This window comes from Bradyrhizobium sp. DOA1 (assembly GCF_001593325.1).
GTDB lineage: Bacteria > Pseudomonadota > Alphaproteobacteria > Rhizobiales > Xanthobacteraceae > Bradyrhizobium.
The window spans coordinates 1737739-1755474 of sequence record NZ_JXJM01000001.1; the positions used below are offsets into that span (position 1 = coordinate 1737739).

A 17736-nucleotide genomic window follows, 5' to 3' on the forward strand; every position below is an offset into this window, starting at 1 on the left:
TTGCCCGCGTCAATCAGATTGCCTTATGCCCTCAGCAATTGCATCCCGGCAGCTCTGAAGCGTCCGCTCTGGCGTCCCGGATGCATCGATGCTCGCCCAACCGACACGGCCGATATTATAGTGCTCCTGCTGCGCGGCAACCTCTTGCGTGGCGTCGGATGCATCCCCCCGGCGGCTTCCGATCCGCGCCTGCCGGGTTGCGAGGTCCGCAACCAGGAATAGGCCGTTCAACGGCACGTTGCATTCGCGCGCCATCGCAGTGATCGCCTCTCGTTCCTCCTCGCGGGCGAATACGCCGTCGATGATCGCCGAATGACCTTGCGCCAGCACCCGCCGGGCCTGCCGGGCCAAGGTGTCATAAACGCGGGCCGTGACATCAGGCGTGTATGCGGATGGCGGCAGCCGCTGCGTGTCCTCGAGCCCGAACATCTGCTTGCGGACGACGTCGCTGCGCAGCACGATTGCGCCCGGCTGTGGCGCGACGCTTGGCGCGAGCGCGCGCGCCAAAACCGTCTTTCCGGTGCCGGACAGTCCGCCGACGGCGATCAGCCGGGGAGCGGGTGCACGGATCAGCATGCGGGCGAGGCCGAAATAGCGCCGTGCATCCCCAAGGATGTCGGTATCTTCAGAACCTGGCGGCTTCAGACGTGCCAGTGCAACTTGCGCGCGGATCGCCGCCCGGATCGACATGAAAAGCGGCAGGGTGGAGAGCGCATCGAGATTGTCGGGCGGCGTCGCGGCGAAATATCTGTTCAGGACGATGTTGGCCGCGCGTGCCTGATCGTGGCGCAACAAGTCCATCAGCGTGAATGCGAGATCGTAGAGAACGTCGACAGTTGCCATTTGGGGATCGAATTCGATGGCATCGAACAGCACCGGCCGCCCGCCGATCGACACGATGTTGGCAAGATGCAGGTCGCCGTGGCAGCGGCGCACGAAGCCCTGGCGGCTGCGCTCTTCGAGCAACGGCCGGAGGTGCAGGAGCATCACGTGCGAAGCCTCGGCAAGCTGCGCGATTTCATCAGCGTCCAAGCGATTGCCGGTTCCCAGGCCTTTGCTGTTGCCGTCGATCAGGCCGGGGATGGCGAATATCCACGCCTTGCCTTCGGCGCGCTCTGCCGCCGCATGCGCGGCCATGATAGCGTCGGCGGTAGCCAACGCGAGAGCCTCATCCAGCGGGCCGGCCTTGGCCAAATGATCCAGCGTCTGGCTTTCGTCGAAGCGCGACATGTCGACCGCATATTCGATCGACCGGCCGGGCCCGTCGATCTGCACCGACCCATCGGTCTCCTCCGTGATCGCTACGACGCCATGGTAGATCTGCGGCGCCAGCGGCCGGTTGATCCTGATCTCCTCCTCGCAGGCTGCCTTGCGCTTGTCGAGCGTCGAATAGTCGAGGAACGGAAATTTCACGGCCCGCTTGATCTTGAGCGCGCGATCGCCGTCGAGAAACACGGAGGCTGCGTGCGTATCGATCCGCCTCACGCCCGGATGCAGGGCGGGATCGGTGAGGACCGCAAAGATCCGATCCTGGGTCGCAGACTCGTCCGTCATTCCTGCTGCACATCCAGATGCGTTGAAGCGGAGCGGGTCCGCAACGCAGTTAATTCCTAAAGCGAGATCGCGGCCAGTCCTTGACGCCGGTCAATCGCCGTCCCGAGCTGCCTGTCGCAATTCTGCTGCTTGACCAGGATCAACCGTCCCGACGAAACCCGGCCTATTCTGGTGGCAAGGAGAGATCATTTGGGGCGGTGTGACGAAGACCGTCATTGGCCAGCCACCGTGATGGGTTATGATTTCACACGAGACTCGCAGTTTTCGCCCTGATCATCCACCATCGGAACCGCCAGCGACCGGGCGCATTTGCTTTCATGTCGACTTACCGCCTGAAAAACCTGCTGTCGCCTCGCTCTGTCGCGCTGGTCGGCGCAAGTGCCCGCCCGGTATCGGTCGGGCGTGCCGTTCTGGAGAACATCCGCAGCGCGGGGTTCAAGGGAGAGTTTGGCCTCGTCAATCCGCGCCATGCCGAGATCGGCGGCATCGCCGCCGTGAAGAGCCTGGACAGGTTGGATTTCGTGCCGGAGCTCGTGGTCATCACCGCGCCGGCGCGCGAGGTTCCCGGCATCGTCGACCAAGCCGGACGTCGCGGCTCGGCGGGCGCGCTGATCGTCTCGGCCGGGCTCGGCCACGGTCCGGGATCCCTGTACGAGGGCACGATCGCTGCGGCCCGCAAACATGGCATGCGGCTGATCGGGCCGAACTGCCTCGGCATCATGATGCCCGCGGTCAGCCTCAATGCCAGTTTTGCCGCGCACATGCCGGGACCCGGCAATCTCGCGCTGATCTCGCAATCGGGCGCGATCGCGGCCGGCATGGTCGATTGGGCGGCGCAGCGCGGGGTGGGCTTCTCCGGCATCGTTTCGATCGGGGACCAGATCGACGTCGACCTTGCCGATCTGCTCGACCATTTCGCGATGGATCACAAGACCCGCGCGATCCTGCTCTACATCGAGGCGATCAAGGACGCGCGCAAGTTCATGTCGGCGGCGCGCGCCGCCGCGCGCGTGAAGCCGGTCGTCGTGGTGAAGTCCGGCCGCATGGCGCAGGGTGCGAAGGCCGCGGCCACGCATACCGGTGCGCTTGCCGGTGCCGACGCGGTCTATGACGCCGCGTTCCGCCGCGCGGGTGTGCTGCGCGTCTCCGACCTGCGCGAGCTGTTCGATTGCGCCGAGACGCTCGGCCGTGTCGAATCGCCGGCGGGGAAGCGCTTGGCCATCCTGACCAATGGCGGCGGCATCGGCGTCCTCGCCATCGATCGATTGGTCGAGCTCGGTGGAATTCCGGCCTCGATCTCGGCCGACGTCCGCAAGAAACTCGATGCCGCGCTGCCGCCGACCTGGTCCGGTGCAAATCCCGTCGATATCGTGGGCGACGCTGATGCTGTGCGCTACGCCGCGGCGCTGGAGCTGCTGCTCGCCGATCCCGATAACGATGCGGTCCTCGTCCTCAATGTGCAGACGGCGATTGCCTCAGCCGCCGAGATCGCCGCGACCGTGACGGAGCTCGTCGGAAAATACCGTGAGCAGCATCGCCGATGGGCGAAGCCTGTGCTCGCCGCGTGGGTCGGGGCCGATCAGACCATCATTCAGGCCCTCTCCAACGCGGGCATTCCCAATTACCCGACCGAGGACGATGCGGTGCGCGGCTTCATGCATCTGGTCCGGCACCGCGAGGTGGTGGAAGAACTGAGCCAGGTTCCGCCCGCGATGCCTGATACGTTCGTGCCGGACGCCCGAGCCGCCAGGCAGATCGTCACCGCGGCGATCGCGGACGGCCGCCAATGGCTCGAGCCTGTCGAGATCAAACACCTGCTCGAAGCCTACGATATCGCGATGGTGCCGACCTATGCCGCTGCTGATGTCGAGCAGGCGGTGGCCTGCGCGAAGGAGATATTCGCGCAAGGCGGGACCGTGGTGCTGAAGATCCTGTCGCGCGACATCGTCCACAAGTCGGATGTCGGGGGCGTCGTCCTCAATCTGACCACGCCGGATGCTGTGCGCGCGGCCGCCACGGATATTCTCGATCGCGCGAGGAAGCTGCGGCCCGAAGCCCGTATCGGCGGCGTCATCGTGCAGGCCATGGTGGTCAAGGCGAAGGCGCGGGAGCTCATTCTTGGTCTTGCCGACGATCCCACCTTCGGAACCGTCGTGGTCTTCGGCCGAGGCGGGACGGCCGTGGAAATCATCAACGACAAGGCGCTGGCGCTGCCGCCACTCGATCTGCAACTCGCCCGCGACCTGATTGACCGCACACGCGTGTCGCGGCTGCTAAAGGCCTATCGTGACGTGCCGGCGGTGAAGCCGGATGCCGTCGCCATGGTGCTGGTCAAGCTGGCGCAGATGGCCGCTGACATTCCCGAGATCCGCGAATTCGATATCAATCCGCTGCTCGCGGATGAGACCGGCGTGACTGCTGTCGACGCCCGCGTCGCCGTGGGGCCGCCGCAACGGAAATTCGCCGGCTCCGGCCCGGCCAATTTCGCCGTTAGAGCCTATCCGTCGCAGTGGGAGCGCCGCCTCAAACTCAAGGACAGCTGGCGCATCTTCGTGCGGCCGTTGCGTCCCGAGGACGAGCCGACCATCCACGAATTCCTGCGTCACGTGACCGCGCACGATCTCCGCCTGCGCTTCTTCGCACCGATGAAGGAATTTACCCACGAGTTCATCGCGCGCCTGACCCAGCTCGATTATGCGCGCGCGATGGCCTTCATTGCCTTCGACGAGGAGACCAGCGAGATGGTCGGCGTCGTCCGGCTGCATTCGGACTCGATCTACGAGAGCGGCGAGTATGCCATCCTGCTGCGGTCCGATCTCAAGGGCAGGGGCCTGGGATGGGCCTTGATGCAGCTGATCATCGACTACGCGAAGTCGGAAGGGCTGAAGACCATATCGGGCGACGTGCTCCAGGAGAACATCGTCATGCTCGAGATGTGCCGGCAGCTCGGCTTCGAGGTGAAGCCGGACCCGTCAGAGCCTGACATCTGCGACGTCAGGCTCAAGCTTTGAACGGGGTTAGGATCCCGCCTCAGCCGGCGAGGAGGCGGACTCCTTGGCCGTCTTCCGCAGATTCCTGACGATGATCGCGATCAGCGGCAGCAGCACCGGCACGATCGTGCTGAGCGGATGATGCACGGCACCCGACACTTGGGCCTGGAGCGCGCGCGCCTCGAGCTGGAGCGCTTCGATGGAGGCGTCATGAATTTCATTGGCGAACTCGATGTCACGCCCCGACGGAGCGCGGCCGGCGATCACGAACAGTACCGCGGCGATGACGAAGTTGACGGCGCCGAGGATGGCGGCCGCGGCAATCGCGCTCCAGATCTGCACCAGGGCGAAATAGGCCGACAGCTCCAGCATGAGCAGCCCGAATGCCGCAATCAGCGCCGCGAAGGCGCGAAGGCCAAGCCCCATCGCCAGATGGCGCAGCCTGATGTCCGCGATGATCCTGTCGGTGCGCCACAGCACGCGCAGATGTTTGACGACATTCTCGGTATTCACCTAATGTCTCCTCAGCATGAAGCCGACCACCACGCCGAGCGCGAAGGCGGAGGCGAGCGACGTGATCGGCCGATCCGCAATCAGGCCCTGAAGCTGCTCCTGCTCTTGCTCGGCGGTCTCACCGAGTTCGGCGAGCGCCTCCTTGATCTGGTCGGCCAGCGCCTCGGCGCGATCTTTCGTGGTGTCGTAGATCTGCTCGCCGGCGGTGCTCAAAAGACGCGTGACGTCAACCTTCAGCGCGCGCAGTTCGTCGCTCATCCTGTCGCTGTCGAACATGGATTGGGTATCCTCGCTGAATGCCGGCAACCTAGGACCCGCGGCCGCAGCCCTGCTTGATTTGTGTCAAGGGGTGTCATCTTGAGACAGGTCAATCCGGCCGCCACATGCTGGCCTAGAAATGCCGGCTGAATGGGCACCAGTCGGCCCGATGAGGTGGAAGCGTGAACTCCGAACCGCTGTTGCTGGCAACGCCGTCCGGCGACCTGCTGAAATTGCGCCCGGAAGGGCCGTGGACCGCAGCGAATGTGGTGAGGCTCGAAACATTGTCCCGGTCGGTTGGGGCGGATGTCGAACGATCCAGGGCCGTGACCCTCGACATGTCCGGCGTCAGCGCGCTCGATACGCTCGGTGCCTGGGTCCTGGAGAAGCTGTCGCGCCGGGCTGCATCGTCAGGCAGATCGGCTGAATTCGTCGGCGTCGCCGACCATTTCAGCGGCCTGATGGACGAGGTGCGCCAGGTCAATCGCGACACCCCTGCGCCGGCGGCCCGGTCAAATCCGGTCCTGCTCAGACTGGGCGATCTCGGCAAGGCAACTGTCGGTGCGCGCGAAGACATCACGATCTTTCTTCAATTGCTCGGCGCGTTGTTCATGGCCGTGATCGGCGTGCTGCGCCGGCCAAAATCGCTGCGGCTGACCTCGCTGGTCTATCAGCTCTATCGTATCGGATGGCAGGCGATTCCCATCGTCGTGCTGATCACCTTCCTGATCGGCGCCATCATCGCCCAGCAGGGATTCTTCCATTTCCGAAGGTTCGGCGCGGAGTCCTACACCGTCGATATGGTCGGCATCCTGGTCCTGCGCGAGCTCGGCGTGCTGATCGTCGCCATCATGGTCGCGGGCCGTTCTGGCAGCGCCTACACCGCCGAGCTCGGCTCGATGAAGATGCGCGAGGAGATCGACGCGCTCTCGACCATGGGCCTCGATTCCGTCGACGTCCTGATCCTGCCGCGTGTTGCCGCCCTCGTCATCGCGCTGCCGATCCTCGCCTTCATCGGGTCCATCGCCGCGCTCTACGGCGGCGGGCTGGTTGCTCAGTTCTACGGCGACATGGGACCGGCGATCTACATCGCGCGGCTGCATGACGCCATTTCCATCACCCATTTCGAGGTGGGCATCCTGAAGGCGCCGTTCATGGCGCTGGTGATCGGGATCGTCGCCTGTAGCGAGGGTTTGCGCGTGAAGGGCAGCGCGGAATCGCTCGGACGGCAGACCACGACGTCCGTGGTGAAGTCGATCTTCCTGGTGATCGTGCTCGACGGCCTGTTCGCGATCTTCTTCGCGTCGATCGGAATGTGACAATGGCCGAACCACAGCAGGAGTTCGCGATCCGCGTCCGCGACCTCGTGGTCGGCTTTGGCCGCCAGACCGTGCTCGACCGATTGTCGCTCGACGTCCGCCAAGGAGAGATCCTCGGGCTCGTTGGGGCGTCAGGCGGCGGCAAGTCGGTGCTGATGCGCACCATCATCGGCCTCATTCCGCGCCGGAGCGGTACCATCGAGGTCATGGGACGGCCCATCGATGGTCGAGCTCATGGCGCCGCCACGACATGGGGCATCCTGTTCCAGCAGGGCGCGCTGTTCTCGTCGCTGACGGTGAGACAGAACGTCCAGTTTCCCCTGCGCGAGAATCTGGTCCTGTCGCAGGAGCTGATGGACGAGATCGCGATCGCCAAGCTCGAGATGGTCGGGCTGCGGGCGCAGGACGCGGACAAATATCCGGCGGAGCTGTCGGGCGGCATGACCAAGCGCGTGGCGCTGGCGCGCGCGCTCGCGCTCGACCCGCCGATCCTGTTCCTGGACGAGCCGACCTCCGGCCTCGACCCGATCGCCGCCGGCGATTTCGACGCGCTGATCAAGACGCTGCAAAAGACCCTGGGGCTGACCGTGTTCATGGTCACCCATGATATTGCCAGCCTGACGACGGTCTGCGACCGCGTCGCCGCACTCGCCGACGGCAGGATCGTCGCGATCGGCCCGATGCGCGAGCTGCTGCAATCCGAGCATCCCTGGGTGCGCGCCTACTTCCACGGCAAGCGCTCGCAGATGCTGCAACACGAAATGAGATGACATATGGAAACCCGCGCTCCCTACGTCCTGATCGGCACCTTCGTGCTGGCTGCGATCCTCGCGGTATTCGGCTTCGTCTATTGGCTGAACAACACCGGCGGCATCGGCCCGCGCACGAACTACCACGTGCAATTCCGGGGGGCCGTGCCGGGCCTGCTGGTCGGTGCCGGCGTGCTGTTTAACGGCATCCGCGTCGGTGAGGTCAGCCAGCTCGGGCTCGCGTCGGATAACCCGCGCTTCGTCAATGCGACGATCTCGGTTGCCGCGGCGACGCCGGTGCGCGCCGACACCAAGGTCGGGCTCGATTTCCAGGGCCTGACGGGCGTCCCCGTGGTGACGCTGGAAGGCGGCATGATCGTCGCCAAATCCGGCGAGCCGCTGACCTTGATCGCAGAGGCCGGCGCAGGCCAGAGCATGACGCAGGCCGCGCGCGATGCGCTGCGGCGGGTCGATACCGTGCTGGAGGACAATTCAGGCCCGCTGAAGGACACCATTGCCAATCTGAAGACGTTCTCCGATGGGCTCGCGCGCAACACCGGCAAGATCGACGGCATCCTGGCGGGCCTCGAGAAGATGACGGGCGGCGGAACGCCCGCGCAGAAGATCACCTACGACCTGCGCACGCCGCAGAATCTGGGGCCGGCTGGCAAGACGCTGACGGCGTCGCTGGCCATTCCCGAGCCGACCGCGGTCGCGATGCTCCAGACCCAGCGCATGCTGTTCTCACCCAGCGGCAGCAATCCGGGCTTTGCCGACTTCCTCTGGGCCGACAGCATTCCAAAGCTGGTGCAGGCGCGCCTGATCGACAGTTTCGAGAATTACGACATCACCCACGCGCCGCTGCGCACGAGCGATCTCGGGCCGGCGGACTACCAGCTCCTGATCGACATCAGGCGGTTCGGGATTGCCACCGACGTCGGCACGCGGGTCGAGATCGCACTGTCGGCACGGATCGTCGACAAGAACGGCAAGGTGATCGCCTCGCGCCTCATCGAGGCCAGCGAGAAGCTCGACAAGGTCGAGCCCGCGTCGGCAGTTGCGGCATTCGATGTGGCCTTCGCCCGCCTTGCGAAGGAGCTGATCGGCTGGACCGTGCAGGCGGTGTAACGGCCGACCTCTTCGCGAGAAATAGAGTGGTGAGGTTCGCCGGATTTGATCTGAGTCAATCGCCTTTGCCACGGCGCAGTAAAATGCAGGTGCGTGGCAACTCGGCCGGGAGGCGGAGCCAAGGCCGGCGTTTGGAGCGATGGATGAAGCCTTCGGTGGTCGCGATTGAGCCGAACGGACATGTCTGTGACGATTGCGCCGTCCGCGGTGCAGCGGTTTGCGCGTCGCTGGATGCCGCCGAACTCCGGGAGTTCGAGCATCTGGCACGCCGTGTCCGTTTCGACTCGGGCGAGACCGTGTTCTCCGAGGAGGACATCACCACCTCGTTCTACAACGTCCTGGAAGGCGTCATGCGGTTGTACAAGCTGCTGCCTGACGGCCGGCGGCAGATCGTAGGCTTCGCCTTGCCCGGCGATTTCCTGGGGATGAACTTGTCCGGCCGCCACAATTTTTCGGCCGACGCGATCGGTGCGGTGACAGTGTGCCAGTTCGGCAAGGCAGCGTTCGGCCGTTTCATCGAGGACCGGCCGCGACTGCTGAGGCGGATCAACGAGCTCGCCATTCGCGAGCTGAGCCAGGCGCGCGACCACATGGTTTTGCTGGGCCGCCGCTCTGCCGACGAGAAGGTCGCGACCTTTCTGCTCGGCTGGCGTCAGCGTCTGTCGGCGCTCGGGGGATCGCTGGACTTGGTGCCGCTTCCGATGAGCCGCCAGGACATCGCGGACTATCTCGGCCTGACCATCGAAACCGTCAGCCGCACCTTCACCAAGCTGGAGCGTCATGGCGTCATCGAGATCCTCCATGGCGGCATCAGCCTGCGCGACGCCGCGCGTGTCGAGGCTCTAGCCGCAGCCTGACAAGCCAGCCTGCCGCAGCGCCTCAACGCAATCGACTTGCGTTGCCTGCAACTCTGCATCGATCCCAATGCATCGACGCATCCCTTGGGTACCCGGCCCGGCCCGAACACGGCATTTTCGCGGCATTTGCCTGAAATCGCGCCCGTGCTTTCCGGTTGAAAAGCCTGGTAACGTTGACTACGCAGGAACCCCAGTGCCTCGCAGTCTCAGGAGCCGCGGCGTGCCTCAGGACAAGACCGGCGATCCCCGACAGTCGGCGGGCAACAAACTATCGGTCCTGCGCAAGCACCCGATCTTCGCGGATCTGGAGCCGGAGGCGCTCGACCAGCTTTGCCGCTATGCCAAGCACACCACCGTGAAGCGCGGTGCGACCATCGCCGCCAAGGGTGATCCCGGCAACAATCTGTTCGCGGTGATCACGGGTACGGTGAAGATCTCCTCTTCCTCGCCGGATGGGCGGAACGCCATTCTCAATCTGATCGGTCCCGGAGAGATTTTCGGCGAGATCGCCGTGCTCGATGGCGCGCCCAGGTCGGCCGACGCCACCGCCAACACCAATTGCGAGCTTTATATTATCGACCGCCGGGACTTCCTGCCGTTCGTGAAGAGCCAGCCGGCGTTGGCGATGAAGTTCATCGAGCTGCTCTGCGCACGCCTGCGCTGGACCAGCCAGCAGGTCGAGCAGGTGATCCTCCAGAATCTGCCGGGCCGGCTCGCCAGCGCGCTGCTCGGTCTCACCGAGGAGCGCAAGCTCGACTCCGGCAGCGGCACGCTCGCCATCACGCAGCAGGAGATCAGCGAGATGGTGGGGATGACGCGCGAGAGCATCAACAAGCAATTGCGCGCCTGGGCCGGCCGCAACTGGGTTCGTCTCGAGCACGGCGCCATTGTCGTGCTGGACACCGATGCGCTGCGCGAGCTCGCCGAGAGCGGCCTCGACGGCGCGTGAGAGCTCGAGCCTAATCGTCGATGATCGCGACCGCGCGGGTCCAGCCGGCCGAGGCGCGTTCGATCTTCACCGGGAAGCACGAGACGGTGAACCCGGTCGACGGCAATTGATCGAGATTGTGCAGCTTCTCGAGATGGCAATAACCGATGTGCCGTCCCGCCTTGTGGCCTTCCCAGATCAGGCCGGCGTCTTTTGTTTCGGCATATTTCTTCGCGGTATAGACGAACGGCGCGTCCCAGCTCCAGCCGTCGGTGCCGGTCAGGCGGACGCCGCGTTCGAGCAGGTACATGGTGGCCTCATAGCCCATGCCGCAGCCGGAATTGACGTAGTCGGCCTGGCCGAATTTCGCGCCGGCGCTGGTGTTGACGAGGACGATCTCCAGCGGCGACAGCGTGTGCCCGATGCGCTTCAGCTCTTGCTCGACATCGCCGGCGCTCGCCACGTAGCCGTCGGGCAGATGCCGGAAGTCGAGCTTCACGCCGGGCTGGAAGCACCATTCCAGCGGCACTTCGTCGATGGTCCATGACCGTTCGCCGCGGTTCATGGTCGGATGAAAATGCCAGGGCGCATCGAGATGCGTTCCATTGTGCGTCGACAGCGAGACCTGCTCGACGGCCCAACCCTGGCCATCCGGCAGATCCTGCGCCTTCAGGCCATCGAAGAACTGCAGCATGCGCGGCAGACCCTGCTGGTGATCGATGTACTGGATCGTCGGATGGTTGCCCGGCGGATCGGCCGTCACGTCGTTCTTGAGCGGCACTGAGATATCGATCAGCTTCCGCGGCATGGGCATTCCCTCAACTTCGTCCGCTCTTTCGAATATCTTGAGGGGCCTCCATTGCCGGCGTCAAGTCACGTGGCGGCGACGTCAGCCAGGTCCGCGTACCCGCCGTAGGGCGAATTGCGCGGGAAATTGATCGATGCAACTCTTGCATTGATCGATGCTGGATTTGGCTTGGACAGAGAATGCCGGCCGCCCTAGGGACGACTTGGCGCTTGACTTCACGCCTGAAGTGGAGCGACCCAAGGCGGCCCTGCAGCCGGCCCGACAACGATATAATCAATGCAATCAACCAGGAGGAAAGCCCAGATGAAGACGCTCACCGGTATCATCACCGCCGTTGCGCTGGCGGTCTCAGCGCCCCTGGCGACTGCGCGCGATTTCCGCTCCGCCGACATCCATCCCGCCGATTATCCGACCGTCGAGGCCGTCAAGTTCATGGGCAAGCAGCTCGCGGCGGCGAGCGGCGGCAAGCTCGGCGTCAAGGTGTATCCGAACGGCGCCCTGGGCTCCGAGAAGGACACCATCGAGCAACTCAAGATCGGCGCGCTCGACATGATGCGGATCAACGCATCGCCGCTGAACAATTTCGTGCCCGAGACCATCGCGCTATGCCTGCCCTTCGTCTTCCGGGATACGCAGCACATGCGCACCGTCCTCGACGGGCCGATCGGCGACGAGATCCTGGCCTCAATGGCGCCCGCGAGCCTGGTCGGCCTTGCCTATTACGACAGCGGCGCCCGGTCCATCTACACCGTCAAGGCGCCGGTCAAGTCGCTCGCCGACCTCAAGGGCCTGAAGATCCGCGTCCAGCAATCCGACCTGTGGGTCGGCATGATCCAGAGCCTCGGCGCCAACCCGACGCCAATGCCCTATGGCGAGGTCTATACCGCGCTCAAGACGGGCCTTGTGGACGCTGCCGAGAACAACTGGCCTTCCTATGAGTCCTCGCGTCACTTCGAGGCCGCCAAGTTCTACAATGTCACCGAGCACTCCCTCGCTCCGGAAGTTCTCGTGATGTCGAAGAAGGTCTGGGACACGCTGAGCAAGGACGACCAGGCCTTGGTCCGCAAGGCGGCCAAGGAATCCGTGCCCGTCATGCGCAAGCTCTGGGACGAGCGCGAGCAGGCTTCCCGCAAAACCGTCGAGGCGGCCGGCGTTCAGGTCGTCACCATCGCCAACAAGGCGGAGTTCGTCGACGCGATGAAGCCGGTGTACCAGAAGTTCGCCGGCGACGAGAAGCTCCAGAGCCTAGTCAAGCGCATCCAGGACACGAAGTAAGCACAACGGCGTCGGGTCCGGAGCCGCCGACCCGCGGCACCGGACCCCGGCGGGGAGGGGCGGGATGACAGATCCACACGTCGCAGATCACGAGCACGAGGCGGTCACCGGCCGCCCGTCTACCGGCTTGCTGTCGCGGATCAATGCGCTCGTCGCGCGCGCGGGCATGTATCTGTCCGTCACCGGCCTGCTCGTCATCGTCATCATCGTCTTCTACCAGGTGTTCGGACGTTACGTGCTCAACTCCAGCCCGACCTGGACGGAAAACCTCGCGCTGGTTCTCATCCTGTACGTCACGCTGATCGGTGCCGCCGTCGGCGTGCGCGATGCCGGACACATCGGCATGGACAGCTTGCTGGTGATGCTTCCGGATCACATGCGGGAGAAGATCGAGCTCTTGATCCACGGTCTGGTGGCCGTGTTCGGCGTAGCGATGGTCTACAACGGCTGGATCCTCGGCGCGTCGGTGGGAACCGTGCATATCCCCAATCTGGGCCTGCCCGAGGTGATCCGCTACGTGCCGCTGATCGCCTCCGGCCTCCTGATCGTTTCCTTTTCAATCGAGCACATCATTGCTCTCCTGCGCGGCGAAGAGGTGGTCCCCTCATGGAACTGATCATCCTCGGCGCCACCTTCTTCGGCTTTCTCATCCTCGGCGTTCCCGTCGCCTTCGCGATCGGCCTCTCGGCGATATGCACCATCCTCTACGAAGGCCTGCCGGTCGCCGTCATCTTCCAGCAGATGATGTCGGGGATGAACATCTTCTCGTTCCTCGCCATTCCCTTCTTCGTCTTCAGCGGTGAGCTGATGCTGCACGGCGGCGTCGCCGACAAGATCGTGCAGCTCGCCAAGAATCTGGTCGGGCACATCCGCGGCGGGCTCGGCATGTCGAATGTGGTCGCTTGCACGCTGTTCGGCGGCGTCTCCGGCTCGCCCGTGGCCGACGTGTCGGCGATGGGCGCGGTGATGATCCCGATGATGAAGAAAGAGGGCTTCGACACCGACTACGCCGTCAACGTCACCACCCATGCCTCGCTGGTCGGAGCCTTGATGCCGACCAGCCACAACATGATCATCTATGCGCTTGCCGCCGGCGGCAAGGTCTCGATCGGCGCGCTGATTGCCGCCGGCCTCCTGCCGGCGCTGGTGCTGATGGTCTGCATGCTGGTCGCCGCTTACGCGGTCGCGGTGAAGCGGGGCTATCCCGCAGGAAAATTCCCGGGCTGGGCCGAGGTGTTCCGCTCGCTCGCGGCCGCGCTGCCAGGCCTGCTGATCGTCGGCATCATCCTGGCGGGCATCCTCTCCGGCGTGTTCACGGCAACGGAATCGGCGGCCATCGCGGTCACCTACACGATCCTGCTGACCTTCTTCATCTACCGCACCATGACCTGGGGCAACTTCCTGCGCGCCGCGGCCAAAGCAGTGAAGACGACGGGCGTGGTGCTGCTTCTGATCGGCGTCTCCACCATGTTCCAGTACCTGATGGGACTCTACGAGGTGGCCGACCTCGCCGGCGAGATGATGAGCAAGGTCTCGACGCAGCCCTGGATGATCTTCCTGCTCATCAACGTCATCCTGTTCGTGCTCGGCACGTTCATGGACATGGCGGCGACCATCCTGATCTGCACGCCGATCTTCCTGCCGATCGCGATGAAGGCCGGCATGGATCCGGTGCAGTTCGGCATGCTGATGCTGATCAACTGCGCCCTCGGGCTCAACACCCCGCCGGTCGGAACCACCCAGTTCGTCGGCTGCGCCATCGGCGGCATCTCGGTCGGCGCGGTGATGCGCACCATCCTGCCGTTCTATGCCGCGCTGATCGCAGCACTGATGTTCGTGACCTACGTCCCTGCATTCTCGCTGTGGCTGCCCCGCCTGCTGATGGACTACAAGGGCTGACAGCACCTGGGAGACACTATCAGTGACGGACTATCGCAAGCTCTTCGATCTCACCGGCAAGACCGCAGTCGTGCTCGGCGCCGCGTCCGGCATCGGCAAATCGTCGGCCGAGGCCTTGGCCGGGCTCGGCGCCCGCGTTGTCTGCGCCGATCGCGCGCGCGATGCGGCGGAAGCGACCGCAGCCGGCATTCGGGAGAAGGGCGGCTGGGCGGAGGCAGCTTCGTGCGACGCCGCAAGCGCGGCGGACGTCAATGCACTCGCAAAAACCGTGATGCAGAAATTTTCGCGGCTCGACATCGCCGTGACCACGCCGGGCCTCAACATCCGCAAGACCATCCTCGATTACACCGAGGAGGATCTCGACCGCGTCCTCAATCTCAACGTCAAGGGCACGGTCTTTTTCTTCCAGGCCTTCGGCCGCATCATGGTGGAGCAGAAGGGCGGCAGCATCATCGCCTGCTCCTCGGTGCGGGCGGTGACGATCGAGCCGGGCCTCGGCGTCTATGGTTCGACCAAGGCGGCGATCGGTCTTTTGGTGAAGGGCTTTGCCTCCGAGGTCGGCCATGCCGGCGTGCGCGTCAACGCTATCGCGCCGAGCATTGCCGAGACCGCGCTGACCGGCCCGTTCAAGCAGCGCCCCGACATCTACAATCTCTATGCCGGCCATACCGTGTTCAACCGCTGGAGCAGCGCCGACGAGGTCGCCACCGCCGTGGCCTATCTAGCCTCGGACGCCGCGAGCTATGTCGCCGGCAGCACGCTGTTTGTCGATGGCGGCTGGACCGCCGTCGACGGCCCGCCGACCGGGCTCACCCAACTGCACAAATAGGGCTGGGGCGTAACTGGCCCGGGATCGCCCTGTGCGCAACGGTGGCGTCGTCTTCGCAGGCGCAGCAGGAACCGCGGGCGCGCGCGGAATGAGCAAAATCGCATGGGCATTGCCGGATAAATGCCCTCGGCTGGCAGGTATTTTGGTGTTACGAATCGGGCCATGAACCAGCACGCCAAGATCGAAATCCGCCATTCGACCTGCCCGCATGATTGCCCCTCGGCCTGCGCGCTCGATGTCGAGGTGGTTGAAGGTCGCAGCATCGGCCGCGTTCGTGGTTCGAAAAAGCAGACCTATACGGCCGGCGTCGTCTGCGCCAAGGTCGCCCGCTACGCCGAGCGCATCCATCACCCTGACAGGCTGACGTTTCCGATGCGCCGCACGGGTGCGAAGGGCTCCGGGCAGTTCGCGCGGATCTCCTGGGACGAGGCGTTGGACGAGATCGCCGACCGTTTTAACCAGGCCGAGCGCGAGTTCGGCGCGGAATCGATCTGGCCCTATTACTACGCCGGCACCATGGGCCTGGTGATGCGCGACGGCCTCAACCGTCTCACCCACGTGAAGAAATACTCGCGCTTCTATCAGACCATCTGCGCAAATGTCGCGCGCATCGGCTTTGCGATCGGCACCGGCAAGATTGCCGGCGTCGATCCCCGCGAGATGGCGCTGTCCGATCTCGTCGTGATCTGGGGCACCAATCCGGTCAACACCCAGGTCAACGTGATGACGCACGCCACCCGCGCGCGCAAGGAACGTGGCGCGAAGATCGCCGCGGTCGACATCTACGACAACGACACCATGAAGCAGGCCGACATCAAGATCATCCTGCGGCCCGGCACCGACGGCGCGTTTGCCTGCGGCGTGATGCATGTCCTGTTCCGTGACGGCTACGCCGACCGCGCCTATATGGACAAATACACCGATTGCCCCGCCGAGCTCGAGGCGCACCTGAAGACGCGCACGCCGGAATGGGCTTCCGCTATCTGCGGCGTGCCGGTGTCGGAGATCGAGGCCTTCGCCAAAGCGGTCGGCGAGACCAAGCGGACGTTCCTGCGTCTCGGTTACGGCTTCACCCGCTCGCGCAATGGCGCGACGCAGATGCATGCCGCGCTGTGCATCCCCGCGGTGACGGGCGCCTGGCAATATGAAGGCGGCGGTGCCTTCTTCAACAATTTCGCGCTGTGGCACTTCAACGAATCCATCATCGAAGGCCATGATGCAATCGACAAGACCATCCGCGCGCTCGACCAGTCGCAGGTCGGTCGCATCCTTACTGGCGATGCCGAAGCTTTGCTGGGCAAGGGTCCGGTCAAGGCCATGCTGATCCAGAACACCAATCCGATGACAGTGGCGCCGGAACAGGCGCTGGTGCGGCAGGGCTTTGCACGCGAAGACCTGTTCGTCGTGGTGCACGAGCAGTTCATGACCGAGACCGCCGAGATGGCCGACATCGTGCTGCCGTCGACCATGTTCATGGAGCACGACGATCTCTATTACGGCGGCGGCCATCAGCACATCTCGGTCGGACCGAAGCTGATCGACCCGCCCGGCGAGTGTCGTTCCAACCATGGGGTGTTGCAGGCGCTGGCGCCGCGGCTCGGCGCCAGGCATCCGGGCTTCGAGATGACGCCGCGCGAGCTGATTGACGCGACGCTGAAGCTGAGCAATCACGGCGACATCGCCGGCCTCGAAGCCGATATCTGGCGCGACCTGCAGCCGGATTTCCGAACCTCGCATTATCTCGACGGCTTTGCCCATGCCGACAAGAAATTCCACTTCAAGGCCGATTGGGCGCATCCGCCGTTTGGCCAGACCATGGGCGATTTCGACAAGATGCCTGATCTGCCGGATCATTGGGCGGTGATCGAGCACACCGACCAGGCTCATCCGTTCCGGCTGGCGACCAGCCCCTCGCGCAGCTTCCTCAACACCACCTTCAACGAGACGCCGTCCTCGCAGGCGCGCGAGGGCAGGGCCAGCGTGATGATCCACCCCCTCGACGCGGCTGCACTCGACATCGCCGATGGCGATGCGGTGACGCTGGGCAACGGCCGCGGCGAGACCACGCTGATCGCAACGCTGTTCGAGGGCGTGCGGCGTGGCGTGCTGATCGCCGAATCCGTTCATCCGAACAAGGGCCATATCGGCGGCCGCGGCATCAACATGCTGACGGGCGCGGACACCATCGCGCCGATCGGCGGCGCCGCGTTCCACGACAACAAGGTCTGGATCAGGAAAGCTCTTACCGTCTAGGGCGCGCACTCCGTCACGCCGTAGCCTGCGAATTCCTTCGCGATTTCCGGGTTCATCGATTTCGCCTGCGCAATGTCGGTGGCGCCGTCGCCGCCGCTCTTGCGGGTGGCGACGCCGCGGCCGAACAGCGAGGATGACGAGCGTGGGTTGCGCTGGATCGCGTCGGTGTAGTCCTTGATCGCCTCGGTGGTCCGTCCGAGCCTGAGGTTGACGAGACCGCGGCTGTCGAGGGTATCGCTCAGTCCAGGGTCGATCTGAAGCGCCAGGTTGCAGTCGGAGAGCGCGCCTTGCAGGTCGCCGGTCGCAGCCCGGGTCCAGCACCGGTTGTTCAGCGCTTCCGCATCGCCGGGTGCGCGGCGGATCACCGCGTCGAAAT

General features: G+C 64.5%; 16 protein-coding genes. 11 read left to right on the forward strand and 5 right to left on the reverse strand.

The window, feature by feature from the left end; genetic code table 11:
- Positions 1 to 9: 9 nt before the first annotated feature.
- Positions 10 to 1554, reverse strand: a complete 1545-nt coding sequence (locus SE91_RS08135; protein WP_061847205.1) for a bifunctional aminoglycoside phosphotransferase/ATP-binding protein — start codon at positions 1552 to 1554, stop codon at positions 10 to 12.
- Positions 1555 to 1871: 317 nt separating this feature from the next.
- Between SE91_RS08135 and SE91_RS08140 the strand changes: the two genes are divergently transcribed.
- On the forward strand, positions 1872 to 4565 hold the full coding sequence (locus SE91_RS08140) for a bifunctional acetate--CoA ligase family protein/GNAT family N-acetyltransferase (protein WP_061847206.1): 2694 nt from the start codon (positions 1872 to 1874) through the stop codon (positions 4563 to 4565).
- 6 nt (positions 4566 to 4571) lie between these two features.
- On the opposite strand, the gene SE91_RS08145 is transcribed toward SE91_RS08140, so the two are convergent.
- Both SE91_RS08145 and SE91_RS08150 read right to left on the reverse strand, forming a co-directional pair.
- Entirely contained in the window at positions 4572 to 5057 is a 486-nt protein-coding gene (locus SE91_RS08145; RefSeq protein ID WP_061847207.1) for a phage holin family protein, read from the reverse strand.
- Positions 5058 to 5333 carry a hypothetical protein gene (locus SE91_RS08150; protein WP_060737833.1) on the reverse strand — a complete coding sequence of 92 codons (276 nt, stop codon included), beginning with the start codon at positions 5331 to 5333 and terminating at the stop codon, positions 5058 to 5060.
- Positions 5334 to 5497: 164 nt separating this feature from the next.
- Here SE91_RS08150 and SE91_RS08155 point away from each other — a divergent pair, with 164 nt between their 5' ends.
- The 5 genes from SE91_RS08155 (at position 5498) to SE91_RS08175 (ending at position 10317) form a co-directional block, all read left to right on the forward strand.
- Positions 5498 to 6634: an ABC transporter permease gene (locus SE91_RS08155; RefSeq protein WP_008555475.1), complete on the forward strand. Its 1137-nt coding sequence runs from the start codon at positions 5498 to 5500 to the stop codon at positions 6632 to 6634.
- A gap of 2 nt (positions 6635 to 6636) precedes the next feature.
- A complete protein-coding gene (locus SE91_RS08160; protein ID WP_061847208.1) occupies positions 6637 to 7404 on the forward strand; it encodes an ABC transporter ATP-binding protein in 768 nt (255 codons plus the stop codon).
- Positions 7405 to 7407: 3 nt separating this feature from the next.
- Positions 7408 to 8511 (forward strand): ABC-type transport auxiliary lipoprotein family protein, encoded by a 1104-nt coding sequence (locus SE91_RS08165; protein WP_061847209.1) that lies wholly within the window; start codon positions 7408 to 7410, stop codon positions 8509 to 8511.
- A gap of 143 nt (positions 8512 to 8654) precedes the next feature.
- Positions 8655 to 9368: a helix-turn-helix domain-containing protein gene (locus SE91_RS08170; protein WP_061847210.1), complete on the forward strand. Its 714-nt coding sequence runs from the start codon at positions 8655 to 8657 to the stop codon at positions 9366 to 9368.
- A 220-nt stretch (positions 9369 to 9588) separates the two neighbouring features.
- Positions 9589 to 10317: a Crp/Fnr family transcriptional regulator gene (locus tag SE91_RS08175; RefSeq protein ID WP_008555459.1), complete on the forward strand. Its 729-nt coding sequence runs from the start codon at positions 9589 to 9591 to the stop codon at positions 10315 to 10317.
- 10 nt (positions 10318 to 10327) lie between these two features.
- Here the strand turns inward: SE91_RS08175 and SE91_RS08180 are convergent, their stop codons facing one another.
- On the reverse strand, positions 10328 to 11104 hold the full coding sequence (locus SE91_RS08180) for a cyclase family protein (protein ID WP_061847211.1): 777 nt from the start codon (positions 11102 to 11104) through the stop codon (positions 10328 to 10330).
- 303 nt (positions 11105 to 11407) lie between these two features.
- Between SE91_RS08180 and SE91_RS08185 the strand changes: the two genes are divergently transcribed.
- The 5 genes from SE91_RS08185 (at position 11408) to SE91_RS08205 (ending at position 17360) form a co-directional block, all read left to right on the forward strand.
- Positions 11408 to 12379: a TRAP transporter substrate-binding protein gene (locus SE91_RS08185; RefSeq protein ID WP_061847212.1), complete on the forward strand. Its 972-nt coding sequence runs from the start codon at positions 11408 to 11410 to the stop codon at positions 12377 to 12379.
- Between the two features lie 64 nt (positions 12380 to 12443).
- The gene (locus tag SE91_RS08190; protein ID WP_061847213.1) at positions 12444 to 12995 is read left to right on the forward strand and encodes a TRAP transporter small permease; all 552 of its coding nucleotides are present in this window, start codon (positions 12444 to 12446) and stop codon (positions 12993 to 12995) included.
- Positions 12986 to 14278: a TRAP transporter large permease gene (locus SE91_RS08195; protein ID WP_061847214.1), complete on the forward strand. Its 1293-nt coding sequence runs from the start codon at positions 12986 to 12988 to the stop codon at positions 14276 to 14278. The genes SE91_RS08190 and SE91_RS08195 overlap by 10 nt, the downstream gene beginning before the upstream one ends.
- A 22-nt stretch (positions 14279 to 14300) precedes the next feature.
- A complete protein-coding gene (locus SE91_RS08200; protein ID WP_061847215.1) occupies positions 14301 to 15107 on the forward strand; it encodes an SDR family NAD(P)-dependent oxidoreductase in 807 nt (268 codons plus the stop codon).
- A 162-nt stretch (positions 15108 to 15269) separates the two neighbouring features.
- On the forward strand, positions 15270 to 17360 hold the full coding sequence (locus SE91_RS08205; RefSeq protein WP_061847216.1) for a molybdopterin oxidoreductase family protein: 2091 nt from the start codon (positions 15270 to 15272) through the stop codon (positions 17358 to 17360).
- Here the strand turns inward: SE91_RS08205 and SE91_RS08210 are convergent.
- On the reverse strand, positions 17357 to 17736 hold a 380-nt coding region (locus SE91_RS08210), incomplete at its 5' end, for a tetratricopeptide repeat protein (protein ID WP_156489966.1). The genes SE91_RS08205 and SE91_RS08210 overlap by 4 nt on opposite strands.